21 protein-coding genes and 1 pseudogene are annotated in these 22,577 nt (G+C 55.8%); 8 read left to right on the top strand and 14 right to left on the bottom strand.

Annotated features, from left to right (window positions below):
• Positions 1–2 precede the first annotated feature (2 nt).
• Positions 3–707: a type 1 glutamine amidotransferase gene (locus tag MY052_RS06770; RefSeq protein ID WP_248538413.1), complete on the top strand. Its 705-nt coding sequence runs from the start codon at positions 3–5 to the stop codon at positions 705–707.
• A gap of 102 nt (positions 708–809) precedes the next feature.
• Positions 810–1,211, top strand: a complete 402-nt coding sequence (locus tag MY052_RS06765) for a YybH family protein (protein WP_248538412.1) — start codon at positions 810–812, stop codon at positions 1,209–1,211.
• Here MY052_RS06765 and cysM read toward each other — a convergent pair.
• From cysM to MY052_RS06740, 5 genes are all read right to left on the bottom strand, one after another.
• Entirely contained in the window at positions 1,208–2,119 is a 912-nt protein-coding gene (gene cysM / locus MY052_RS06760) for a cysteine synthase CysM (RefSeq protein WP_248538411.1), read from the bottom strand. The two genes, MY052_RS06765 and cysM, sit on opposite strands and share 4 nt — an antisense overlap.
• Before the next feature lie 113 nt (positions 2,120–2,232).
• Positions 2,233–3,327 carry a sulfate/thiosulfate ABC transporter ATP-binding protein CysA gene (cysA, locus tag MY052_RS06755; protein WP_248538410.1) on the bottom strand — a complete coding sequence of 365 codons (1,095 nt, stop codon included), beginning with the start codon at positions 3,325–3,327 and terminating at the stop codon, positions 2,233–2,235.
• On the bottom strand, positions 3,317–4,192 hold the full coding sequence (gene cysW / locus MY052_RS06750; RefSeq protein ID WP_123650233.1) for a sulfate/thiosulfate ABC transporter permease CysW: 876 nt from the start codon (positions 4,190–4,192) through the stop codon (positions 3,317–3,319). The genes cysA and cysW overlap by 11 nt, the downstream gene beginning before the upstream one ends.
• Positions 4,192–5,025 (bottom strand): sulfate/thiosulfate ABC transporter permease CysT, encoded by an 834-nt coding sequence (gene cysT / locus MY052_RS06745; RefSeq protein ID WP_035897290.1) that lies wholly within the window; start codon positions 5,023–5,025, stop codon positions 4,192–4,194. Before cysT ends, cysW begins: the two co-directional genes overlap by 1 nt.
• Entirely contained in the window at positions 5,025–6,041 is a 1,017-nt protein-coding gene (locus MY052_RS06740; RefSeq protein WP_248538409.1) for a sulfate ABC transporter substrate-binding protein, read from the bottom strand. Before MY052_RS06740 ends, cysT begins: the two co-directional genes overlap by 1 nt.
• A 246-nt stretch (positions 6,042–6,287) precedes the next feature.
• Between MY052_RS06740 and yefM the strand changes: the two genes are divergently transcribed.
• Positions 6,288–6,539, top strand: a complete 252-nt coding sequence (gene yefM, locus MY052_RS06735) for a YoeB-YefM toxin-antitoxin system antitoxin YefM (protein ID WP_248538408.1) — start codon at positions 6,288–6,290, stop codon at positions 6,537–6,539.
• Positions 6,536–6,787, top strand: a pseudogene (locus MY052_RS06730) (Txe/YoeB family addiction module toxin); the annotation flags it as partial. The gene yefM and the pseudogene MY052_RS06730, both read left to right, overlap by 4 nt.
• 38 nt (positions 6,788–6,825) lie before the next feature.
• On the opposite strand, the gene MY052_RS06725 reads toward MY052_RS06730, so the two are convergent.
• The 4 genes from MY052_RS06725 to MY052_RS06710 form a co-directional block, all read right to left on the bottom strand.
• Positions 6,826–7,725, bottom strand: a complete 900-nt coding sequence (locus MY052_RS06725; protein WP_248538407.1) for a Dyp-type peroxidase — start codon at positions 7,723–7,725, stop codon at positions 6,826–6,828.
• Between the two features lie 97 nt (positions 7,726–7,822).
• Positions 7,823–8,398 (bottom strand): RpoE-regulated lipoprotein, encoded by a 576-nt coding sequence (locus MY052_RS06720; protein ID WP_202217463.1) that lies wholly within the window; start codon positions 8,396–8,398, stop codon positions 7,823–7,825.
• Between the two features lie 61 nt (positions 8,399–8,459).
• Positions 8,460–8,909 carry a DUF2919 domain-containing protein gene (locus MY052_RS06715; RefSeq protein ID WP_248538406.1) on the bottom strand — a complete coding sequence of 150 codons (450 nt, stop codon included), beginning with the start codon at positions 8,907–8,909 and terminating at the stop codon, positions 8,460–8,462.
• Positions 8,896–9,321 carry a GNAT family acetyltransferase gene (locus MY052_RS06710; RefSeq protein WP_035891508.1) on the bottom strand — a complete coding sequence of 142 codons (426 nt, stop codon included), beginning with the start codon at positions 9,319–9,321 and terminating at the stop codon, positions 8,896–8,898. Before MY052_RS06710 ends, MY052_RS06715 begins: the two co-directional genes overlap by 14 nt.
• A gap of 213 nt (positions 9,322–9,534) precedes the next feature.
• On the opposite strand from MY052_RS06710, the gene amiA reads away from it, so the two are divergent.
• Positions 9,535–10,404 carry an N-acetylmuramoyl-L-alanine amidase AmiA gene (gene amiA, locus MY052_RS06705; protein ID WP_035891505.1) on the top strand — a complete coding sequence of 290 codons (870 nt, stop codon included), beginning with the start codon at positions 9,535–9,537 and terminating at the stop codon, positions 10,402–10,404.
• Positions 10,404–11,306, top strand: a complete 903-nt coding sequence (hemF, locus tag MY052_RS06700) for an oxygen-dependent coproporphyrinogen oxidase (RefSeq protein ID WP_202217461.1) — start codon at positions 10,404–10,406, stop codon at positions 11,304–11,306. The genes amiA and hemF overlap by 1 nt, the downstream gene beginning before the upstream one ends.
• A gap of 79 nt (positions 11,307–11,385) precedes the next feature.
• Here hemF and maeB read toward each other — a convergent pair whose 3' ends face one another.
• Together maeB and MY052_RS06690 are read right to left on the bottom strand one after the other, a co-directional pair.
• Positions 11,386–13,665: an NADP-dependent malic enzyme gene (maeB, locus tag MY052_RS06695; RefSeq protein WP_248538405.1), complete on the bottom strand. Its 2,280-nt coding sequence runs from the start codon at positions 13,663–13,665 to the stop codon at positions 11,386–11,388.
• A 245-nt stretch (positions 13,666–13,910) separates the two neighbouring features.
• Positions 13,911–14,822 (bottom strand): LysR family transcriptional regulator, encoded by a 912-nt coding sequence (locus tag MY052_RS06690; protein ID WP_248538404.1) that lies wholly within the window; start codon positions 14,820–14,822, stop codon positions 13,911–13,913.
• Positions 14,823–15,036: 214 nt separating this feature from the next.
• On the opposite strand from MY052_RS06690, the gene MY052_RS06685 reads away from it, so the two are divergent.
• Positions 15,037–15,363 carry an EthD family reductase gene (locus MY052_RS06685; protein WP_123650244.1) on the top strand — a complete coding sequence of 109 codons (327 nt, stop codon included), beginning with the start codon at positions 15,037–15,039 and terminating at the stop codon, positions 15,361–15,363.
• Here the strand turns inward: MY052_RS06685 and MY052_RS06680 are convergent.
• From MY052_RS06680 to aegA, 3 genes are all read right to left on the bottom strand, one after another.
• A complete protein-coding gene (locus tag MY052_RS06680; RefSeq protein ID WP_248538403.1) occupies positions 15,360–16,409 on the bottom strand; it encodes a DUF1176 domain-containing protein in 1,050 nt (349 codons plus the stop codon). The genes MY052_RS06685 and MY052_RS06680 overlap by 4 nt on opposite strands.
• Before the next feature lie 103 nt (positions 16,410–16,512).
• On the bottom strand, positions 16,513–17,091 hold the full coding sequence (nudK, locus tag MY052_RS06675; protein ID WP_035891494.1) for a GDP-mannose pyrophosphatase NudK: 579 nt from the start codon (positions 17,089–17,091) through the stop codon (positions 16,513–16,515).
• A 57-nt stretch (positions 17,092–17,148) separates the two neighbouring features.
• A complete protein-coding gene (gene aegA / locus MY052_RS06670; protein ID WP_248538402.1) occupies positions 17,149–19,131 on the bottom strand; it encodes a formate-dependent uric acid utilization protein AegA in 1,983 nt (660 codons plus the stop codon).
• A 327-nt stretch (positions 19,132–19,458) separates the two neighbouring features.
• Between aegA and acrD the strand changes: the two genes are divergently transcribed.
• A complete protein-coding gene (gene acrD, locus MY052_RS06665) occupies positions 19,459–22,572 on the top strand; it encodes a multidrug efflux RND transporter permease AcrD (protein WP_035891490.1) in 3,114 nt (1,037 codons plus the stop codon).
• The last annotated feature ends 5 nt before the right edge of the window (positions 22,573–22,577 follow it).

The following is a 22,577-nucleotide window of genomic DNA, read 5'->3' as shown; positions in this document are numbered from 1 at the left end:
CCGTGCGCGTCCATTTTGTTATCCACGAATCATTTGAATCTGCGGGAGCCTACCTGCCCTGGGCTGCTACGCGCGGCCATAATATGAGCGAGACCCACGTTTACGCCGGTAACGCGGTGCCGGAGAACGCCGACGGGTTTGATATGCTGGTGGTCTTTGGCGGCCCGCAGTCACCGCGCACCACTCTTGCCGAGTGCCCCTATTTTGATTCGAAAGCCGAGCAGCGGCTGATTCGCCAGGCGATTGAAGCTGGGCGTATCGTGGTAGGGATTTGTCTTGGCTCGCAGCTGATTGGTGAAGCGCTGGGCGCAGAGGTACAACAGAGCCCAAATAAAGAAATCGGCCACTACCCGATTACGCTTACCGCAGCTGGGCTCGAACACCCGCTATTCAGCCATTTGGGCTCACCTTTAACCGTAGGCCACTGGCACAACGATATGCCAGGTCTGACGGCAGACGCGGTAATCCTGGCCGAAAGCGCCGGCTGCCCGCGCCAAATCGTTCAGTATCGCGATAAGGTTTATGGCTTCCAGTGCCATATGGAATTTACCGCTGACGCCGTCGAAGGGTTGATTCAGCATTCCGAGCAGGAACTGGCGGAGGCCAAAGGCAAACCGTTTATCCGCTCGGTGGAGGAGATGCGCGCGCACGATTATCGCGAAATGAACCAGAAGTTATGGGCATTCCTTGATAAGCTGACCCAGTAGTTCCCCAGAGTCGGCTTCTCCTCGTCCGGGCTACGAGTCTGCACCCCGTAGCCCGGCCAAGCGCAGCGCCGCCGGGGAAGTCCCCCTAGCCAAGGAGAATCCATGCCAGCATCATCGCTTAAAGCCGTTATCGAAGCCTGCGACCGCGCCATCTCGCAGGAGGACTACGCCACGCTGATGGAATACTATGCTGACGACGCCACCCTGGTGGTCAAACCGGGCATGGTCGTTAGCGGCAAAGAGAATATTCGCAAAGCGTTTACTGCCATCGCCGACTATTTTCAGCATCGACTAGTGGTGACGCAGGGGCGAATGGAGATTATTGAAGGCGGTGATAACGCGCTGGTGATTATGGAAACCCGGTTGGATATTCCGTTAGCGCAGGGAGAGTCAACGCAGGTTACGCGCCGCGCTACCTACGTTTTTCAAAAGTTCGCAGGCCGCTGGCTCTGTACCGTAGATAACTCCTACGGCACAGACCTGCTGGATAATCCGGAAGTTTAAATCCCCGCGCCCTGGCTGAAGTGCTCTTCGCCAAACACGCCGGTTGAAAGGTAGCGATCGCCGCGATCGCAGATGATCGCCACCACCACTGCTCCCGGATGTTGTTCAGCCACGCGAATGGCGCCCGCCACCGCACCGCCGGAACTCACGCCGCAGAACACGCCTTCTTTCACCGCCAGCGCACGCATGGTGTTTTCCGCGTCGTTCTGGTGAATATCCAGCACCTGGTCAACCAAACTGGCGTTAAAAATGCCCGGCATATATTCCGCAGGCCAACGGCGAATCCCCGGAATGCTGCTGCCCTCTTCCGGCTGCAGGCCAACGATAGTCACCGCGTTGTCCTGCTCGCGTAAGAAGCGCGACACGCCGGTAATCGTCCCGGTGGTGCCCATACTGGAGACGAAATGGGTAATGCGCCCCGCAGTCTGCTGCCAGATTTCCGGGCCGGTTGTAGTGTAGTGCGCGTACGGGTTATCCGGATTGTTGAACTGATCCAACAGCTTGCCTTCGCCGCGCTGGGCCATTTCAAGGGCTAAATCACGCGCCCCTTCCATCCCTTGTTCTTTAGTGACCAGAATCAGCTCGGCACCGTAGGCCCGCATTGCCGCACGGCGCTCCTGGCTCATGTTGTCGGGCATCAGCAGCTTCATGCGATAGCCCTTGAGCGCCGCAATCATCGCCAGCGCAATGCCGGTATTACCGCTGGTCGCTTCAATCAGCACATCGCCCGGCTTTATTTCACCGCGTTTTTCGGCTTCGACAATCATCGACAGCGCCGCGCGGTCTTTGACCGACCCCGCTGGGTTATTGCCTTCCAGCTTGATCCAGATTTCACTGCCGTTATCCGGCCCCAGACGTTGTAATTTGACCAGCGGCGTGTTGCCGATCGTTTGTTCTAATGTATTCACTTCTGCTGTCCAATAAAAAGCCCGGCTGCGTTTCGCTTACCGGGCCTGTCAGTATTGTTTTGTAGGCCGGGTAAGCGTAGCGCCACCCGGCAAAACCACGTGCGATTAAGCTATCAGGCCGTTTCTGCCAGAGCAAGCGTCTCATGGGACTCAATACGCTGGTCGCCGTGATAGAGGCGTGCGTTCTGCAAGCCCACAAACAGACGATCGCCACGCAGCGGCGCGTCGTCCCCGCGCATCACCACCGTCAACGGCTCGTGATACCACCCCAGAGGCTGGACAACTAATTGGGTGTAGTGACCTTTTGGGCTGGCTTCCAGCACCTGAACCGGCAGCGGGGAATCGAGACTGGTACGGCGGCTCACGTCCACTTCCCACGGACGCAGGAACAGATCCACCGGCCCCTGATACGACGGCGTATAGCCCAGCGGCCAGCGGTGCGCGCCAACGTGGAACTGCCCGCCGCGAATGGTGCCCTGCAAACGGTTCACTTCCCCCATAAACTCCAGTACGAAGCGGGTGGCTGGCTCTCGCCATACCTGATCCGGCTCATCGGCCTGTTCGATATTACCCTGGCTCATCACCACCACGCGGTTAGCGACTTCCATCGCTTCTTCCTGATCGTGGGTGACGAAAACACTGGTGAATTTCAGCTCTTCATGTAGCTGACGCAGCCAGCGACGCAGCTCTTTACGTACCTGCGCATCCAGCGCGCCAAACGGTTCGTCGAGCAGTAAAATCTGTGGCTCCACCGCCAGCGCACGAGCCAGCGCCACGCGCTGTTTTTGTCCGCCAGAGAGCTGTGCCGGATAGCGGTCTGCCAGATGGGCGAGCTGCACCATCTCCAGCAGTTTGGTGACTTTTGCTTTAATGGTTGCGGCGTTTGGGCGCTCGCACTTAGGCAGCACCGTCAGGCCAAAGGCGATGTTGTCGAACACCGTCATATGGCGGAACAGCGCGTAGTGCTGGAACACAAATCCCACTTTACGATCGCGCGCGTGCAGGCGGCTGACGTCGGTGCCGTGGAAGCGAATATGCCCGCTGGTCTGGTGCTCCAGCCCGGCAATGATGCGCAGCAGCGTGGTTTTCCCGGAGCCGGACGGCCCCAGCAGCGCGACCATCTGGCCGGAAGGGATATCCAGAGAGATATCATTCAGCACCTGGGTGCGACCAAAAGACTTCTTAATATTGGCAATCTCAATGCTCATGATTTCCCTCCTGTTGCGCGCGTTTTTCTTGATTATGCAAACGCCACTGCAACGCACTCTTTAAGAACAAGGTCAAAATAGCCATCAGGGTCAGCAACGCGGCGGCGGTAAAGGAACCGACGGTGTTGTAGTCCTGCTCCAGCAGTTCAATCTGTAACGGTAGCGACAGGGTCTCGCCGCGAATCGAGCCGGAGACCACCGACACCGCGCCAAACTCACCGATTGCGCGGGCGTTAGTCAGCACCACGCCGTACAGCAGCGCCCAGCGAATATTTGGCAACGTGACGCGTTTAAACATCTGCCAGCCGGAAGCGCCAAGCAGCACCGCCGCTTCGTCTTCCTGGCTGCCCTGGCTCAGCATTACCGGTACCAATTCACGAACCACGAACGGGCAGGTCACAAAGATGGTGACCAGCACCATGCCCGGCCAGGCAAACATAATTTGCAGGTTATGCGCTTCCAGCCAGCCGCCGAGTGGGCCGTTGGAACCGTAAAACAGCAGATAAACCAAACCCGCGACGACCGGCGAGACGGCAAACGGGATATCCAGCAGCGTCAGCAACAACTGACGACCCGGGAAGTTAAAGCGCGTCACCAGCCATGCCAGTAGCACGCCGAACACCAGGTTTACCGGCACGGTAATCAGCGCAATCATCACCGTCAGCCAGATGGCGTGCAGCATGTCCGGGTCGGCCAGGTTATGCAGCACCGGCATCAGCCCTTTGCTGAAGGCCTGGACGAAGATGTAGATCATCGGTACCAGCAGGATAAAGGCCGAAACCAGCATCCCGGTACCAATCAGAAACCATTTACCCCAGTTGATGCGGGGTGCGTCATAGCGCTTCAATTGAGTAACTTCCGCCATTAGTGACCTACCACACGTCGACCAAAGCGACTTTGCAAGGTATTGATGGAGAACAGCAGCAGCAGAGAGGCTGCGAGGATAACCGATGCAATCGCGCTCGCCGCTGGATAATCAAACTCCTGCAGGCGAATAAAGATCATCAGCGAGGTCACTTCCGTCTTCCAGGCAATGTTCCCGGCGATGAAAATCACCGCGCCAAACTCGCCAAGGCTGCGGGTGAACGACAGCGCGACGCCCGCCACCAGCGCCGGGGAAAGTTCCGGCAGCACCACTTTACGGAAGCTCTGCCAGCGCGTAGCACCCAGGGTTTCCGCCGCTTCTTCATATTCAGGGCCTAACTCTTCCAGCACCGGCTGAACGGTACGTACCACAAACGGAATGCTGGTGAACGCCATCGCAACCGCGATGCCGAGCCAGGTGTAGGTCACCTTAATATCAAACTTCGCCAGCCACTCACCGTAGAAGCCGTTCACTGAGAACAGCGACGCCAACGTCAGGCCTGCCACCGCCGTTGGCAGCGCAAACGGCAGATCCATCAACGCGTCCAGCAGCGTACGGCCCGGGAAACGGTAGCGGGTTAACACCCACGCCATCAGCAGGCCGAACACGCCGTTAAAAATCGAAGCCACAAACGCCGACAGCAGCGTCACTTTGTAGGCTGCCACCACCTGCGGGTTGGTAATCACGTCCCAGTACTGCGACCAGCTCATCTGCGCCAGTTGCATGACCAGCGCGCTCAGCGGCAGCAGCAGAATTAAACAAACAAACAGCAGACTGGTGCCGAGGCTCAGGGTAAAGCCCGGCAGCACGCGTCTGGAAGAAACAGCAAACATTACTTACGCCCCGCCGCTAACAGCTTGTCTAACTCACCACCGCTGGCGAAATGCGTTTTCATCACTTCAGGCCAGGCGCCAAATTTGTCTTCCACGCGGAACAGTTCGGTCTGCGGGAATTTGTCTTTCAGCTTGTCCATCACCTGCGGGTTGTTCACGCGGTAGTAGTAGTCGGTGACGATGGTCTGCGCCTGCGGGCTATACAGATAGTTCAGGTAGGCTTTCGCCACCTTCTCGGTACCGTTAGCCTTGACGTTTTTGTCGACCCACGCGACCGGGAACTCCGCCAGAATGTTGACCTTCGGCACCACCACTTCGAAGCCCTGATCTTCATACTGCTTGCGGATATTGTTCACTTCAGACTCGAAGGTGATCAGCACATCGCCCAGACCGCGCTCCACGAAAGTGGTGGTCGCGCCACGGCCGCCGGTATCAAACACTTCGACATTTTTCAGGAACTGAGTCATAAACTGCTGAGTTTTGGCTTTATCACCGCCGTCAGCCTGGTCCGCGGCGCCCCACGCTGCCAGATAGGTATAGCGCGCGTTGCCGGAGGTTTTCGGGTTCGGGAAAATCAGCTTCACGTCCGGACGCACCAGATCGCTCCAGCTCTCGATATGCTTCGGGTTGCCCTTACGCACCAGGAACGCCATGGTCGAGTAGAACGGCGAGCTGTTATTTGGCAAACGAGACTGCCAATCGGCCGGGATCAGGTTGCCTTTGTCGTGCAGAATCTGCACATCGGTCACCTGGTTATAAGTTACAACGTCAGCTTTTAAGCCCTGCAAAATAGCCAGCGCCTGCTTGGAAGAACCGGCGTGAGACTGCTTAATCGTCAGCTTGTCACCCGCGTTGTCCTTCGCCCATTGCTGTTCAAACGGCGTATTCAGGGCGGCGAACAGCTCACGGGAGACGTCATAAGAGCTGTTTAACAGCTCCGTCGCCTGTGCTTGTGCCACCAGCAGCATTGAAGCGGCCAGCGCCAGGTATCTTTTTTTCAGTAACGTCATAGCCATTGCGCACCCTATCGTTTGAAGACTCTCTGAGCACCAGTGTATTTATAACGGAGACGAAAGGAGTAACGGTTTTATATACCGTTTGGTGATTTGGAAGTTGAAAAGAGAATAAGGATTTTTAACATGCCAGGAATATCTGGATAACGCCTCGCAAAAGCATTATCAACGGCTTGTTCGGGCTGTTAATCCAGGGTCAAATATCCGCACACATACAATGGATATGTATGACATCATCTGGAGAGTGCAATGAGAATAATCAGCGATAGCGAAGCCCAGCAAAACCTATCCACAACGTTACGGCAAGCGACGGAAGATCGCGCCCCTATTATCATCACCCAACAAAACGGTAAGGCATGCGTGCTGATGTCGCTCGAGGAATACAGTTCGCTGGAAGAAACCGCTTATCTGATGCAATCACCCGCAAATGCCGGACGACTCATGGATGCGATTGAGGAGCTAAAGACTGGAAAAGGTATCCAAAGGGATCTGATGGAGTGAAACTTATCTGGTCAGCACAGGCATGGGACGATTATCTGTACTGGCAAGATACGGATAAGAGCATGATAAAAAAGATAAACGAGCTTATCAGGGAGATTAAACGCACGCCCTTTATCGGCAAAGGTAAGCCAGAACCGCTGAAATTTGATCTGGCGGGATTCTGGTCCCGCCGGATCACATTAGAGCATCGACTTGTCTACAAACTTGATAACGATGCTCTACTGATTGCGGCATGCCGGTATCACTATCAGACGACACGTTTTATGGCATCTGAAGAGAATGCACCTTACAACGCCACTAACTTATCCAGCGAAGGCGCAAAGTAATACCCACCGGTCACCGGCTTAGTAAAACGCAGCATCGCATCGCGCTTACCGTCGGTGTCGCCAAACATGCTCAGCAGCTGCTGTTCAATGTTATGCAGACGCGCACAGTACGCGCAGAAGTACAGGCCGTGGGTACCGCTCGCGGTGCCATAAGGCAGACTCTGACGCACAATTTTCAGCCCTTTGCCGTCTTCTTTCAGGTCAACACGGGTCAGGTGAGAGGTTTCCGGGCGTTCGTCGCCGTCGATCTCTTCGTTGGCTTCTTTGGTACGGCCAATCATCATTTCCTGATCCGGTACGCTCATGCGGTTAAGCTGCTTGAGGTTGTGCTCCCAGCGCTGAACGAAGACATAGCTGCCGCCCGCATCAACGCCGTCTTTAATCACGGCCACTTCACGGCGAGTTTCTTCGCCCGCCGGGTTCTCGGTGCCATCAACGAAACCACTCAGGTCACGCTCTTCAACCCAGCGGAAACCGTGCACTTCTTCCTGCACGTCCAGGGCATCACCGAACGCCACCAGTGCAGCCTGAGCAACGGAGAAGTTTACGTCGTGGCGCAGCGACAGAATGTGGATCAGCACATCAAACTGCGTGGAGGGTGCAAGTCCTTTACCGTACGGAGGGAAGTCTTTCAGCTCTTCTGCACCTACGCCGCCGCTCAGCTCGCGCCAGGTGTCGTGACCAAACGCCACCACTGCGCCTAAATGCGCGTCCGGGAATTTATCCTGAAACGCCGCCAGCTTTTCGGCAAAAATTTTGCTACCGGCACGCAGGGCGTTAACGTCCCCTTTAACATTGGCTTCAATCCAAATCGCCGCGCGGCAATGTTCCGGCAAAATGCCGCTCTGAACCTGAGACATCGCTCCTCCTGAAAATAAAATGCCACGACATCGTGGCATATAAAAACCTCACACATTGTACCCGCTTTTGACATCTACGGGCTATCTAGCGTCAAATTTAGCGACGCCAGATGATTTTCTTCAGCGTCCAGTTTTTCAAGGTATCGTCCGGCGGCATCAAACCCTGCGGCCCCTGCCAGTCGCCCGAGAACTGGTAGCTGATGTGCTCGCTGCCTTTGGCCTTACACTCGACGACGTTGCTGTCGTCTCCCGTTGTCGCCTGACAGTTGCCAAAGGCTTTATCGTAAATTTTATTAAACGGAGTGCCGACCTTCACGTCATCTGCGGCTTCAATACTGTCATCAAGAACATCAATACGGCTAACGGTGCCGCTATCGCCGTTAATCACCAGCGCCAGCTTATCGCCGCGCAGCGCTTCAAAGTAATGAACGATGTTACCGTCGTGCGCCTTCATCCCGCTACGCAGACGATAGCTGCTACCAAGCGCATCGCTAATCGCCTGTTCGTTCAGCGCGGTGGACCCATTAAGGCCGCCCACGCCCTGCTCCGTCACACCGGCGGAGGAACCAAACCAGTTCCACGGATAGGCGGCAGACCAGTTCACCGACGACAACGTTGAACAGCCGGTCAGCGCCAGAGGGAGGGCACACAAGAGTAAACGCAGCGATTTCATTGATACTTCCTATATATTCAAGTCAGGCCTATTGGAGTCCAGTAAACACAAAAAGTGCCGTCTATTCTGCGACATCCGTAAAACAGGCGTGTAAACGCCGGTTGGTGATAAGCCACCATAAGGCAAAAATATCGAGTAAAAACAGGCTTAATCCCACGCCGGAAAGCGCTTCACCGCCCAGCCACATCCACGGCTGCCAGAGCAGTAAAATCAGTTGGGCGAGGATCAGGACCGGGCGCAGCCATTTCCATAGGCGCGGATAAAGATGCCGCCGCCCGCTTAGCAAAAAGGCCAGAACCGCCGGCACGCCGGGAAGCAGCCCAATCCAGAAAAGGCTATGGTCAGGATAAAACAGATTCAGCAGCGCATCGCCCTGATCGCGTGATGCGCCCGCCATCAGGAAAAGTACCCACGTCCGCGCCTGCAACAGTAGCAGACACCAGAACAGAAAAGGCAGGCGCAGACGGCCCTGCGGGTCGTAATCAGCGGGTGAAAACTCAGTACTCTTCATCTTCTATCAGGCGCTTACCTAAACTTTGTGCGTCGGCATGTTCGTAGCCTAAACGTTCGTACATACCAAGCACCACGTCGTTTTCTTCACGAACCATGATCTGGATTTTCGGACAACCGCGGGCAATCAACTTTTTCTCCAGGCGATTCAGCAGCGCATTGGCGATGCCGCGGCCACGGTATTCCGGGTGCACACCCAGGTAGTACGCAGAGCCGCGGTGGCCATCGTAGCCGCCCATAATGGTGCCGACCACTTCACCGTTGACTTCCGCGACAAGAAACAGACTCACGTCATGGTTAACCTTGCGCTCGATGTCCATCTCCGGATCGTTCCACGGGCGCAACAGATCGCAGCGCTCCCACAGGGTGATGACTTCTTCAAAGTCCGACTGGCGAAAAACGCGTATCTCCATGGTATTGCCCGCCTTTTCAGGTTTAAAAACAGTGATTATGGCGTGAACGGGCAATTTAGCCAATATCTGACGCGGCACAGTGAAAAAAATGGCATAATACGGTACAGACACGTATTGAAATGAAAAGTAAAACAATTCTCATCACGAACAGTCGTAACGAAATTCTCGATACGATATAACATATGGATTCTTGTTTTTACAACTCAGGCCGGAATGAGCACTTTTAAACCCTTAAAAATACTGACTTCGCGCCGCCAGGTGCTAAAAGCCGGACTGGCTGCACTCACGCTGTCGGGGATCGCCTCTCAGGCAGTCGCTAAAGAGACCAATTTAAAAACCAGCAACGGTCACAGCAAACCGGCGAAGAAATCGTCGGGCAGACGCTTAGTGATGCTGGACCCAGGCCACGGCGGTATTGATACCGGCGCCATTGGGCATAACGGTTCGAAAGAGAAACACGTGGTGCTGGCGATTGCCAAAAACGTCCGCGCTATTTTGCAGAAGAACGGTATCGATGCCAAATTGACCCGCTCGGGCGACACCTTTATTCCGCTTTACGACAGGGTCGAAATTGCCCATCAGCACGGCGCGGATCTGTTTATGTCGATTCACGCGGACGGCTTTACTAACCCTTCAGCGGCGGGCGCATCGGTGTTTGCCCTTTCTAACCGTGGGGCCAGTAGCGCCATGGCAAAATACCTGTCGGACAAAGAGAACGCCGCCGATGAACTCGCCGGTAAAAAGGCCAAGGATAAAGACCACCTGCTCCAGCAGGTGCTGTTTGACCTCGTTCAGACCGACACCATTAAAAACAGCCTGACGCTCGGCTCGCACGTGCTGAAGAAAATTAAGCCGGTGCACAAGCTGCACAGTCGCAGTACAGAACAGGCCGCATTTGTGGTGCTGAAGTCGCCGTCCATTCCTTCAGTGCTGGTGGAAACCTCGTTTATCACCAACCCAGGAGAAGAGAAGCTGCTGGGTACCGCCGCGTTCAGGCAGAAAATTGCCGATGCGATTGCTTCCGGCATCATCAGCTACTTCCACTGGTTTGATAACCAGAAAGCCCACGCGAAGAGACGTTAATGACCATCAACGTACAGCAGGTGAAAGCCTTTCTGCTCAAGCTGCAGGACGATATCTGTCAGCAGCTTGAGCGCGTAGATGGCAGCACCTTTATTGAAGATAGCTGGCAGCGTGAAGCTGGCGGCGGCGGTCGCAGCCGAGTACTGCGCGATGGCAGCGTCTTTGAACAGGCCGGGGTGAACTTCTCCCACGTCCATGGCGATGCGATGCCCGCATCAGCAACGGCACATCGCCCTGAACTTGCCGGACGCAGTTTTGAAGCCATGGGCGTGTCGCTGGTGGTACACCCGCGCAACCCATACGTGCCGACAAGCCACGCTAACGTCCGCTTCTTTATCGCCGAAAAACCGGGCGCTGAGCCGGTATGGTGGTTTGGCGGCGGCTTCGATTTAACGCCCTACTACGGTTTTCAGGAAGATGCGGTGCACTGGCACACTGTCGCCCGAGACCTGTGTCTGCCGTTTGGCGAGGATGTCTATCCGCGCTATAAAAAGTGGTGCGATGATTATTTTCATCTCAAGCACCGCAACGAGCAGCGCGGCATTGGCGGCTTGTTCTTTGACGACCTGAATACGCCTGATTTCGACCACTGCTTTGGCTTTATGCAAGCGGTAGGGAAAGGCTTCACCGATGCCTACCTGCCAATTGTTGAACGACGAAAAGCGATGGCGTACGGCGAACGTGAGCGCGATTTCCAACTCTATCGCCGCGGGCGCTACGTGGAGTTTAATCTGGTGTGGGACCGCGGCACGCTGTTCGGCCTACAGACCGGCGGGCGCACGGAGTCGATTTTGATGTCGATGCCACCGCTGGTGCGCTGGGAGTATAACTACCAGCCGGAAGAAGGCAGCCCGGAAGCCGCCTTAAGCGAATTTATCAAAGTGAAAGACTGGCTCCTGTAGCCCGGCCAAGCGAAGTGCCGCCGGGATTAGCTCGGTGCCATTCCCGGGGTCGGCGTGAATGCCTCCCCGGGCTACATTGTTACAGCGGCTGGGTCTGCGCTTCGACTACCGCCAGCGCCACCATGTTAACGATGCGGCGGACGGAAGCAATCGGCGTCAGGATATGTACCGGCTTCGATACCCCCATCAGCACTGGCCCCACGGTTACCCCTTCAGAACTGGATACGCGCAGCAGGTTGTAGCTGATACGCGCCGCTTCCATATTTGGCATCACCAGGATATTCGCAGAGCCTTTCAGCGGGCTGTCCGGCATACGGTCATTACGAATGCTTTCCACCAGCGCGGCATCGCCGTGCATCTCACCGTCAATCATCAGCTCAGGCGCACGTGCCTTCACCAGTTCCAGCGCATCGCGCATTTTGCTGGCTGATGGGCAATCGGACGAGCCAAAGTTAGAGTGTGACAGCAGCGCCACGCGCGGTTCAATACCAAAACGACGCACGCTTTCCGCCGCCATCAGGGTGATTTCAGCAATCTGTTCTGGCGTTGGGTCATTGTTGACGTAGGTATCGGCAATAAAGGTGTTGCCGCTTGGCAGCAGCAGCGCATTCATTGCGCCCGCGGTGTGAACGCCGTCGCGGTAGCCAAACAGCGGCTGTACGGCGCTGAAGTGCTCATGGTAGTCACCGATGGTGCCGCAGATCATGCCGTCAGCTTCGCCGCGCAGCACCATAATGGAGCCAATCGCGGTGGTGTTGCTGCGCATTTCACGCTGCGCCTGCTCCTGGGTAATCCCGCGGCGCTTCATCAGGCTGTAGTATTCCTGCCAGTACTCTTTAAAGCGCGGGTCGGACTCGTTGTTGACGATTTCAAAGTCCACGCCGGCTTTAATTTGCAGGCCCAGTTTCTGCAAACGCATTTCAATGACGCTTGGGCGGCCAATCAGAATCGGCTTCGCCAGACCGAGCGTAATCAGCTCCTGCGTCGCGTGCAGCACGCGATTGTCTTCCCCTTCCGCCAGTACAATGCGCTTCGGCTCTTTACGGGCCTGCGAGAAAATCGGCTTCATGAACAGGTTGGTTTTGTAGACGAACTCGCTCAGTTTTTCGATATACGCATCGAAATCGGCAATCGGGCGCTTCGCCACGCCGGAATCCATCGCCGCTTTCGCTACCGCAGGAGCGATCTTAACGATCAGACGCGGATCGAACGGCTTAGGAATAATATATTCTGGGCCAAAGCTCAGGTCCTGGTCACCGTAGGCGGAGGCTACCACTTCGCTCTGCTCGGCGTGCGCCAGTTCCGCAATCGCGTGGACTGCCGCCAGCTTCATCTCTTCGTTAATCGCCGTTGCGCCAACGTCCAGCGCACCGCGGAAGATGAACGGGAAGCACAGCACGTTGTTCACCTGGTTCGGGTAGTCAGAACGGCCGGTACAGATAATGGCATCCGGACGCACTTCTTTCGCCAGCGGCGGCAGAATTTCTGGCTCAGGGTTAGCCAGCGCCAGAATCATCGGCGCGCGTGCCATCTTTTTGACCATCTCCTGGGTCAGCACTTTCGGGCCGGAGCAGCCAAGGAAGATATCCGCATCAGCAATCACGTCGTCGAGACTGCGTTTACCGTCATCCTTCACCGCGTAAGCGGCTTTGGTTTCCGCCATATTGGGCTCGCGGCCTTCGTAAATCACGCCCTTCGAGTCGCATACCACGATATTGTGTTTCTGCATCCCCAGCGCCACCAGCAGGTTCATACAGGCAATCGCCGCCGCGCCCGCGCCGGAAACCACCATGCGCACGTCGGAGATATTTTTCTCTACCACGCGCAGGCCGTTGAGGATAGCCGCGGTGCTGATGATAGCCGTACCGTGCTGATCGTCATGGAACACAGGAATGTTCATACGCTCGCGCAGTTTCTGCTCAATGTAGAAACATTCCGGTGCTTTGATATCTTCCAGGTTGATGCCGCCGAAAGTCGGCTCCAGCGCAGCAACCACGTCGATAAATTTATCAGGGTTGGTTTCGTCCACCTCGATGTCGAAAACATCAATACCGGCGAACTTCTTGAACAAAACGCCCTTGCCTTCCATCACCGGTTTACCGGCAAGCGCGCCGATATTCCCCAACCCGAGTACCGCGGTGCCGTTTGACACCACCGCGACCAGGTTGCCACGCGCCGTATATTTGTACGCCGCCAGCGGGTCTTTTTCGATTTCCAGGCTCGGGGCCGCTACGCCCGGAGAGTAGGCCAGCGCAAGGTCGCGCTGCGTTGCCAGCGGCTTAGTCGGAGAGACTTGAATTTTTCCTGGGATAGGGAATTCATGGAAATCGAGGGCACTTTGTTTTAATTGGTCGTCCATTTGGGGTTCCTTTCACGTATCGAACTAAAAGGGTGAAGCGCAATTACGTTCCTGATGCACTCCCGAAGGAAGCGCCTAGTATCGCCTTTGACAGCCCGGTAAACTTTGAAGGCCGCCATACTCTTGCGAACACGCCTTGATTTGTTATTGATTTATTGTCTATATGTTACCAATTATCGATAGCAAGATCATGATATCCATCTATGCTTTTTCGTTATGCCAGCTATAACCAAAAAGTTATGGTTTTAATCCAGCCGTCCTTCAAGCCCTGCCTTTATCAGCTCGTCCACCGCATAACGAATTTTCGGCAGCATCTGACGATTTTTTGGCCAGATGGCGCTGATAGGCATTTCGCCACCGGCGGTTTCGGCCAGGACTTCGACCAGCGCCCCCGACGCCAATGATTCCGCCACCAGCCAGCGTGGAAGCTGCGATAGCCCACAGCCCGCAAGCGTTGCGGCAAGCATCGCGTCGCCGTCGGCCATCTCAAAAGTGGGCGGCGGCGTGAAACGCGTTATCTTTCCGTCCGCCGATTTGATAAGCCAGGATAGAGGCTGATTGCGCCGAAAACCGACCACGCAGCGATGACGAGCGAGAGCATCGACACACTGCGGCTCTCCGAACGCCTTGAGATACGCGGGAGCCGCACAGATAACCAGCTTCTGCGTCGTTAGCCTTCTGGCCACCAGCCCGCTGCTGTCAGCCAGCTCACCGATCCGCACCACCAAATCGATCCCCTCTTCAATCAGATCGACAAAGCGTTCGCTAAAGGTCACCGTCAGCGACAGTTCAGGGTAGCGCTGGGTAATCGCCAGCAGGATGGGAAGAATACGTTGCCGACCGAAGGCCGACGGCAGGTCAACCCGAAGCCTGCCCGCCGGGTGAATGACGTGGGCGGTGAGCTCCGCTTCTGCCTGCTCAAGGATATCAATGGCCTGCTGGCAGCGGGAGAGGAAGGCTTCCCCATCCGGCGTCAGGCTCAAACGGCGGGTGGAACGCAGGAACAACGTCAGTCCCAGGCGCGCTTCCAGACGGCTCACGCTCTTGCCTACAGCCGATTTAGTCAGCCCCAGCAGCTCTGCGGCGGCGGTAAAGCTTCCCTGCTGCGCGGTCGTTACAAAAGCAGTAATACCGCCAAGATTATCGGTTTTTCGCATCGTTGTTCATCCATTGGGTTGCCATCGCTATGCTTTAGCGTATTGGAGAATTTATGTCTACAAAGAAGCAACCAATCCCCCATTTATCGCCAAAATAAAATCAATCATAGTATGCAACGTGATGACGAATCATCATCATGTGGCAAAGCAGGCCTGTTAAGCCATCATCCTAAATAGTTAAATTAATCATTGAGTTGATAGGCTGGAGAACACGATGACAACGGCAAACGGTTTTAAGCACGTCGGTCTGCTGACGAAAAAAACAACGCAGAGTTTTGAAGAGTTTGTGGCCCACTGGCAGGCGGTACACAGCAAAATTGCCCTCGAACTGCCGGGGCTACGTGGCTATGTGTTGAATCCTATCGACCGCCGGGTCTACCCCGACTCGCCGATCGACGGATTTTCTGAACTGTGGTTTGATTCACTAGAGGATGCGATGGCTGCCTTTGCTTCTCCAGTAGGCCAGAAGGCGTTTGACGACGTACCCAACTTTGCCGCCAACGTGGCCGTTACCTATATTACGGAAATCAGAAAACGTTAACCTGAGACCCACTGTGTCGCCCACGCGTCGGCGCTTTGCCAGTTATCGCACTCTGGCTGCGCGGCGTAGCGCACCAGGCGGAAACGCTGGCCGTCAAAACGCCAGCGCGTCTGCACGCCGCAGTCGCCCAGCCCGCGGGCCTTATCCAACGTCACCAGTTCCCGCGAGTTCTCATTGAAGGTCAGATTGACCAACTCGATATCGCGGCTGTCGCTGCCAGCGGGCAGGAACGGCAGACGAAGACGAATGGGCGTGGTGATAAAGGGTTTCTTGCGCGACACCAGCCAGCCGAGATAGATGGTGTTATAAGCACCTGATTCACAGCTGGTCATTATCAATGCTTTATCATCGCTTAATGCCGTCACCCAGACTTCACGGCGGCCAGGATCCAGTGAGCACTGATTATTGTTCATACGCCAGGTGCCGAAATCGAGCAGGTCGTTGTACTCGTCGTGGCTGAGCGGCGTCGGCGCAGGAATTACTTTCACCGCCGACTTCAACGCCGGTGCGGGCGGTACGCTCATCGGCGGCTCATCCCCTTTGCGCACCCATGCCGTTTCGTTGCCTACGCGTTTTTGCTGGGCATCGATAAACAGCAGCGCCGCCTTCAGCCCTTTTAGCGACATCACCTGAACGCCCTTCACCAGCGTGATGGCATCGGCATCCTGAATTTGCTGTAAGAAGGCATCAATGGTGACGCTATCGCCGGTGGTCAGTAGCTTAGGCTGCACCTTCCAGTGCTCGCCGGTCAGCTTAAGCGGTTGACCATCAAGCAGCAGACGCGGCTCTATCGCCGGTACGGCCGCTACCGGGTTGACCAGGCCACCCAACTCAATACGGAGCTGGGCATCGGTGTGCGCCCCGGCGCTGCGACTGAGCGTCATGACCAGACCATGGTGTAACCCCACGTTGCGCGTTACGCAGAAATTCTGGTTATTACAGGTGACTAACCAATCAGAGAAAAGCTGCTGCGCCGGGGCCGCCCACGTCAACGACGTCGGGAGCAACCCGATGCAGAAGAAAAAGAGGAGAACGTGGTAACGCATGGACGGTACAACCCCAGAAGAAAAAAACATCAATATACTGGGGGGTATCTTCACTAGCGAAGCGGCGAGTCTCAATCAGAATTATCGGATTGAGCATTGTCCTTTATTGCGCCATAAGGCCTGAACTTTGCAGATACTGAAGTAAAATCACCGTCTTACCGTCGCAAATTTCGCCACTACGAATCATCTCAATTGCCTGAGCGAACGGCAATTCCAACACATCAATGTCTTCATCCTCCACCCCACCACCGTTATTTTGTCGCAGACGCTCATCGTATTCGGCAATGAAGAAGTGAACTATCTCGGTAACGCCTCCCGGTGACATATAAAGCTGGAAGACCTTACGCACGTTGCTCACCTGGTAGCCGGTCTCTTCAATCGCCTCTTTGCGGATGCAGGCTTCCGGCTCATCATCGTCCAGCAGCCCCGCGCAGGTTTCGATTAGCATCCCGTCGAGGTTACCGTTAACCCAGGTGGCGACACGGAATTGACGCACCAGTACCACGCTCTGTTTCTGGCGGTTATACAGCAACACCGTCGCGCCGTTACCACGGTCATAGACTTCACGTTTGTGCTGGACCACATCGCCGTTTCGCTGGGTTAAATCGTAGGTGATATTGCGCAGGATAAAGTAGTTATCGGAGAGAATTTTATCTTTGATGACGGTAATATTCAGGGACATGCGGGCTCCACGGCGTAATACGGATAAGACATATTACGCCGCCGAGCCCAGCTATCGTCAATGCGCTGGAGTGATTTTTACCCCAAGCCAGTCGAGAATACCCTGCGCGGCGTGCCGCCCTTCCGCCATCGCCGTCACCACCAAATCAGCGCCACGCACAGCGTCACCGCCGGCGAAAATCTGTGGATTGCTGGTCTGGTAGCGGTAAGGCGAATTGACGTTGGCGCGAATGCGCCCCCAGTCATCCACATCGACACCCTTGGCATTGAGCCACGGCATACTGTGCGGATGGAAGCCAAAGGCCATGATCACCGCATCCGCGGGCATCACAAACTCGCTGCCTGGTATTGGCATTGGACGTCGGCGGCCCTGAGCATCCGGCTCGCCAAGCTGGGTACGCAGCAGGCGAATACCACACACGTGGCCCTTCTCATCCAGTTCAAGGGTCACCGGCTGAACGTTAAATTCAAACTCGGCCCCCTCTTCTTTGGCATTTTTGACCTCTTTTTTCGACCCCGGCATGTTGGCTTCGTCGCGTCGATAGGCACAGGTCACTTTTTGCGCGCCGTGGCGAAGTGCGGTACGCACGCAGTCCATCGCCGTGTCGCCGCCACCGAGCACCACCACGTTCAACCCTTTGGTATTGATATAGGGTTCGTCAGGTAGCTCACTGATGCCCATCACGTTTTTGGTGTTGGCTATCAGGAACGGCAAGGCGTCGTAAACACCCGGCGCGTCTTCATTCGGCAGGTCGGCCTTCATCGAGCGATAGGTCCCAACGCCGACAAACACCGCGTCGTAATCAGCAAGCAGCGTCTCCAGGGCGATATCTTTACCCACCTCGCAGTTCAGCTCAAAGCGAATGCCCATCTCAGTGAAAATTTCACGCCGACGCGCCATCAGCGATTTATCCAGCTTGAAGGAAGGAATGCCGAAGGTCAGCAGGCCACCAATTTCCGGGTGGCGGTCAAACACTACCGCCTCTACCCCCTGACGCACCAGAATATCGGCGCACGCCAGCCCCGCCGGGCCAGCACCGATAATCGCCACTCGTCTGCCGCTGCTGGCAACGTTACCGACGGTAGGCCGCCAGCCTTTAGCCAGCGCGCGATCAGAGATATAGCGTTCGATATTGCCGATAGTCACCGCACCATGTTCATCACGAATGGTGCAGGCTCCTTCGCAGAGTCGATCCTGCGGGCAGACGCGGCCGGTGATTTCCGGCAGTGGGTTAGTCTGATGCGACAGTTCTACCGCCGCGTCGATATCACCAGCGTTCACCCGTTCAATCCACTGCGGAATATGGTTGTGCAGCGGGCAGGTCCATTCGCAGATGCTGTGCTCGCCGCAGGTCAGGCAGCGTGAGGAAGCCTGCTGCGCCTGCGCTTCTTTTAGCGGCAGATAGATTTCCGCAAAGCCGGTTTTGCGGGCCTCAATGTTGAGCTTATCGGCCTCACCGCGTGTCGGCGTTTGTGCCATCTGCTCGACTTTACTGCGCTTCACTTCCGGCGCAACGGCGCGGCTGTCGCTATGCCACGGCTGCGCTTCCCGGCACGCGGTCTGTAGGCGACGATTTTTAGCAATATCGGTAAGCTGCTGACTGGTCATCAGTTGAAGTGCATCCGCCGGGCAGTTTTCCACGCACGCCGGACCCGCCGCGCGCTCATGGCACAGATCGCATTTGTGGGCGCTCGCTTTAACGCGCCCCTCTGCAGTTGGCGTCAGCACTATCTGCATGGTGCCAAACGGGCAGGCAACGACGCAGGATTTGCAGCCGATACATTTCGCCTGATCGACCAGAATAGCATCATCACTCTGACGAATCGCGCCGTTCGGGCAGCTACGAGCGCAAGGGGCATCCTCACAGTGATGGCAGGTTGCCGCCCCTCGCTGATTATTCATCTTCACGGTGGTAATACGCGGAATAAACTGAGCAGGGGTTAACACATGCTGTTCATTGTTATGCGACATCACGCAGGCTACTTCACACGCCTTGCATCCAATGCATTTTTGGCTATCTACCCTAATAAAACGGTTCATACATTCTCAGCCTATGGTCCAAATTAACCTTATATTTATAAGTCCTATTTATTAGCCGAGTACTTATCCCCCAGGCAATGTCCATTTGCCCAGAAACGGGGACTATTTATCAGTATGATGTGGCAGATCAAAAAATTTCAGCTTCAATGAAATTACGTTTCAGGTCGTGAGGCCAATAGCGTAAGGATGTGCAAACCGTTTCAGAAAAGCGGAATGATAATTTACATTATCTCCTTTTTTTCTCCACGATTGCTGAGAGCCTTACGGCTACAGTGTTTCACGCAATTCAGTACATAAAAAAATGAACAACATGAGGTTCTGATCCTGATGGCGAATTTCTTTATTGATCGCCCCATTTTTGCCTGGGTGCTGGCAATCCTTTTGTGCCTCACAGGGGCCCTGGCGATATTTTCATTACCCGTTGAGCAATACCCTGACCTGGCACCGCCTAACGTGCGTGTGACCGCTAACTATCCTGGTGCCTCCGCGCAAACGCTGGAGAACACCGTCACGCAGGTTATCGAGCAGAATATGACCGGTATCGATAACCTGATGTACATGTCTTCCCAAAGCAGCGCCACCGGGCAGGCGACGATTACCTTAAGCTTCGTCGCCGGGACCGATCCTGATGAAGCGGTGCAGCAGGTGCAAAACCAGCTACAAACCGCCATGAACAAGCTGCCGCAGGCGGTGCAAACCCAGGGTGTTACGGTGCGAAAAACCGGGGATACCAACATCCTGACCATCGCCTTCGTCTCCACCGACGGCAGCATGGATAAGCAGGATATTTCCGACTACGTCGCCAGTAACGTTCAGGACCCTATCAGCCGCGTTGATGGCGTGGGTGATATCGACGCCTACGGCTCGCAGTATTCGATGCGTATCTGGCTGGATCCGGCCAAACTGAACAGCTATCAGATGACCACTGCGGACGTGACCAATGCCATTAAATCGCAGAACGCCCAGATTGCGGTCGGCCAGCTTGGCGGCACACCGTCTATCGACAAGCAGGCGCTGAACGCCACGATTAACGCCCAATCTTTGCTGCAAACGCCGCAGCAGTTCCGCGACATTACGCTTCGCGTCAACCAGGACGGTTCAGAGGTGACGTTGGGCGATGTCGCCACCGTGGAAATGGGTGCCGAAAAGTATGACTACCTCAGCCGTTATAACCGCAACCCAGCCTCCGGCTTAGGGATTAAACTCGCCTCCGGTGCCAACGAAATGGCCACCGCCGAGCGGGTTATCCAGCGTCTGGACGAATTGAAACAGTACTTCCCGCACGGGCTGGAATATAAAGTCGCCTACGAGACCACTTCGTTCGTGAAAGCCTCCATCAAGGATGTGGTAAAAACGCTGCTCGAAGCCATCCTGCTGGTGTTCCTGGTGATGTACCTGTTCCTGCAGAACTTCCGCGCCACGCTGATTCCCACTATTGCCGTACCGGTCGTATTGATGGGCACCTTCGCCATTCTCTACGCCTGCGGATACAGCATAAATACCCTGACGATGTTCGCGATGGTGCTCGCCATCGGCCTGCTGGTGGATGATGCTATCGTGGTGGTTGAGAACGTCGAGCGAATAATGAGTACCGAAGGGCTCACGCCGCGGCAGGCGACGCGCAAATCGATGGGGCAAATTCAGGGCGCGCTGGTGGGCATCGCCATGGTGCTGTCGGCGGTCTTTATTCCAATGGCCTTCTTCGGCGGCACCACTGGGGCAATCTATCGCCAGTTCTCCATTACCATTGTTTCGGCGATGGTGCTGTCGGTGCTGGTGGCGATGATTCTGACCCCGGCGCTATGCGCGACGATCCTCAAGCCTATTCATAAAGGGGAAGTGCACGGCACTAAAGGCTTCTTCGGTTGGTTCAACCGCCACTTTGATGCCAGCGCCCGCCGCTATGAGTCGGGCGTGGCCAGAATTCTCCATCGCAGCGTGCGCTGGATGCTGATTTACGTGCTGCTGCTGGGCGGTATGGTGTTCCTGTTCCTGCGCCTGCCTTCGTCATTCCTGCCGCTGGAAGACCGCGGTATGTTCACCACCTCGGTACAGCTGCCGAGCGGTTCAACCCAACAGCAGACGCTGAAGGTAGTTGAACAAGTTGAAGATTATTTCTTCAAAAACGAGAAAGACAACGTCACGTCCATCTTTGCCACCATCGGCTCCGGCCCCGGCGGTAACGGTCAAAACGTCGCACGCATGTTCGTGCGCCTGAAAGACTGGGACGAACGTGACAGCAAAACCGGCACCGCGTTTGCCATTATCGAACGCGCCACCAAAGCGCTGAATAAAATCAAAGAGGCCCGTGTCTACGCCAGCAGCCCGCCGGCCATTAGCGGCCTCGGGAGCTCTGCCGGTTTCGATATGGAGCTGCAGGATCACGCCGGTGCCGGACACGATGCGCTGATGGCTGCCCGTGACAAACTGCTGGAGCTGGCGGGCAACAATCCAGAGTTGACGCGCGTACGCCACAACGGTCTGGACGATAGCCCACAGCTGCAGGTCGATATCGATCAGCGTAAAGCACAGGCGCTGGGCGTTTCTATCGATGATATCAACGACACGCTGCAAACCGCGTGGGGTTCAAGCTACGTGAACGACTTTATGGATCGCGGTCGCGTGAAGAAAGTGTACGTTCAGGCCGCCGCAAAATACCGCATGCTGCCGGAAGATATGAATCTGTGGTACGTGCGCAATAATTCCGGGCAGATGGTGCCGTTCTCCGCCTTTGCCACTTCACGCTGGGAGACTGGTTCCCCGCGTCTGGAGCGCTACAACGGTTACTCGGCGGTTGAAATTATTGGTGAAGCCGCGCCGGGAGTCAGTACCGGTACCGCTATGGACGTGATGCAAAACCTGGTGCAGCAGTTGCCAACCGGCTTCGGCCTTGAGTGGACGGCAATGTCCTATCAGGAACGGCTGTCGGGCGCACAGGCTCCGGCGCTGTATGCTATCTCGCTGCTGGTTGTCTTCCTCTGTCTGGCAGCGTTGTATGAAAGCTGGTCCGTGCCCTTCTCGGTCATGCTAGTGGTTCCGCTGGGGGTTATCGGTGCGCTGCTGGCGACCTGGATGCGCGGGTTGGAAAATGACGTGTACTTCCAGGTGGGTCTGCTGACGGTCATCGGGCTATCGGCGAAAAACGCTATTCTGATCGTCGAGTTTGCCAACGATCTGAACCAGAAAGGGGAAGATCTGATGACCGCTACGCTTGAAGCCTGTCGCCAGCGTCTGCGCCCGATCTTAATGACCTCACTGGCCTTTATCTTCGGCGTGCTGCCAATGGCCCTCACCACCGGTGCAGGCTCCGGCGGCCAGCATGCCGTGGGCACCGGCGTGGTTGGCGGGATGATTTCGGCAACCATTCTGGCCATTTTCTTCGTACCGCTGTTCTTTGTTCTGGTACGTCGACGCTTCCCGCTGAAAGAGAAGCCAGAGTAAATTGC

Source organism: Kluyvera ascorbata, from assembly GCF_023195735.1.
GTDB lineage: Bacteria > Pseudomonadota > Gammaproteobacteria > Enterobacterales > Enterobacteriaceae > Kluyvera > Kluyvera ascorbata.
The sequence above is the reverse complement of the archived record's forward strand: the minus strand, read 5'-3'. Positions and strand labels throughout refer to the sequence as shown.

What these genes read in the sequence shown, in the direction of transcription:
- cysT (WP_035897290.1), bottom strand. Translation starts at nt 5,025, where the DNA reads ATGTTTGCTGTTTCTTCCAGACGCGTGCTGCCGGGCTTTACCCTGAGC.
- acrD (WP_035891490.1), top strand. Translation starts at nt 19,459, where the DNA reads ATGGCGAATTTCTTTATTGATCGCCCCATTTTTGCCTGGGTGCTGGCA.
- amiA (WP_035891505.1), top strand. Translation starts at nt 9,535, where the DNA reads ATGAGCACTTTTAAACCCTTAAAAATACTGACTTCGCGCCGCCAGGTG.
- MY052_RS06685 (WP_123650244.1), top strand. Translation starts at nt 15,037, where the DNA reads ATGACAACGGCAAACGGTTTTAAGCACGTCGGTCTGCTGACGAAAAAA.
- MY052_RS06680 (WP_248538403.1), bottom strand. Translation starts at nt 16,409, where the DNA reads ATGCGTTACCACGTTCTCCTCTTTTTCTTCTGCATCGGGTTGCTCCCG.
- aegA (WP_248538402.1), bottom strand. Translation starts at nt 19,131, where the DNA reads ATGAACCGTTTTATTAGGGTAGATAGCCAAAAATGCATTGGATGCAAG.
- MY052_RS06720 (WP_202217463.1), bottom strand. Translation starts at nt 8,398, where the DNA reads ATGAAATCGCTGCGTTTACTCTTGTGTGCCCTCCCTCTGGCGCTGACC.
- MY052_RS06710 (WP_035891508.1), bottom strand. Translation starts at nt 9,321, where the DNA reads ATGGAGATACGCGTTTTTCGCCAGTCGGACTTTGAAGAAGTCATCACC.
- maeB (WP_248538405.1), bottom strand. Translation starts at nt 13,665, where the DNA reads ATGGACGACCAATTAAAACAAAGTGCCCTCGATTTCCATGAATTCCCT.
- cysA (WP_248538410.1), bottom strand. Translation starts at nt 3,327, where the DNA reads ATGAGCATTGAGATTGCCAATATTAAGAAGTCTTTTGGTCGCACCCAG.
- cysW (WP_123650233.1), bottom strand. Translation starts at nt 4,192, where the DNA reads ATGGCGGAAGTTACTCAATTGAAGCGCTATGACGCACCCCGCATCAAC.
- MY052_RS06715 (WP_248538406.1), bottom strand. Translation starts at nt 8,909, where the DNA reads ATGAAGAGTACTGAGTTTTCACCCGCTGATTACGACCCGCAGGGCCGT.
- MY052_RS06740 (WP_248538409.1), bottom strand. Translation starts at nt 6,041, where the DNA reads ATGGCTATGACGTTACTGAAAAAAAGATACCTGGCGCTGGCCGCTTCA.
- hemF (WP_202217461.1), top strand. Translation starts at nt 10,404, where the DNA reads ATGACCATCAACGTACAGCAGGTGAAAGCCTTTCTGCTCAAGCTGCAG.
- nudK (WP_035891494.1), bottom strand. Translation starts at nt 17,091, where the DNA reads ATGTCCCTGAATATTACCGTCATCAAAGATAAAATTCTCTCCGATAAC.
- MY052_RS06725 (WP_248538407.1), bottom strand. Translation starts at nt 7,725, where the DNA reads ATGTCTCAGGTTCAGAGCGGCATTTTGCCGGAACATTGCCGCGCGGCG.
- yefM (WP_248538408.1), top strand. Translation starts at nt 6,288, where the DNA reads ATGAGAATAATCAGCGATAGCGAAGCCCAGCAAAACCTATCCACAACG.
- MY052_RS06690 (WP_248538404.1), bottom strand. Translation starts at nt 14,822, where the DNA reads ATGCGAAAAACCGATAATCTTGGCGGTATTACTGCTTTTGTAACGACC.
- MY052_RS06765 (WP_248538412.1), top strand. Translation starts at nt 810, where the DNA reads ATGCCAGCATCATCGCTTAAAGCCGTTATCGAAGCCTGCGACCGCGCC.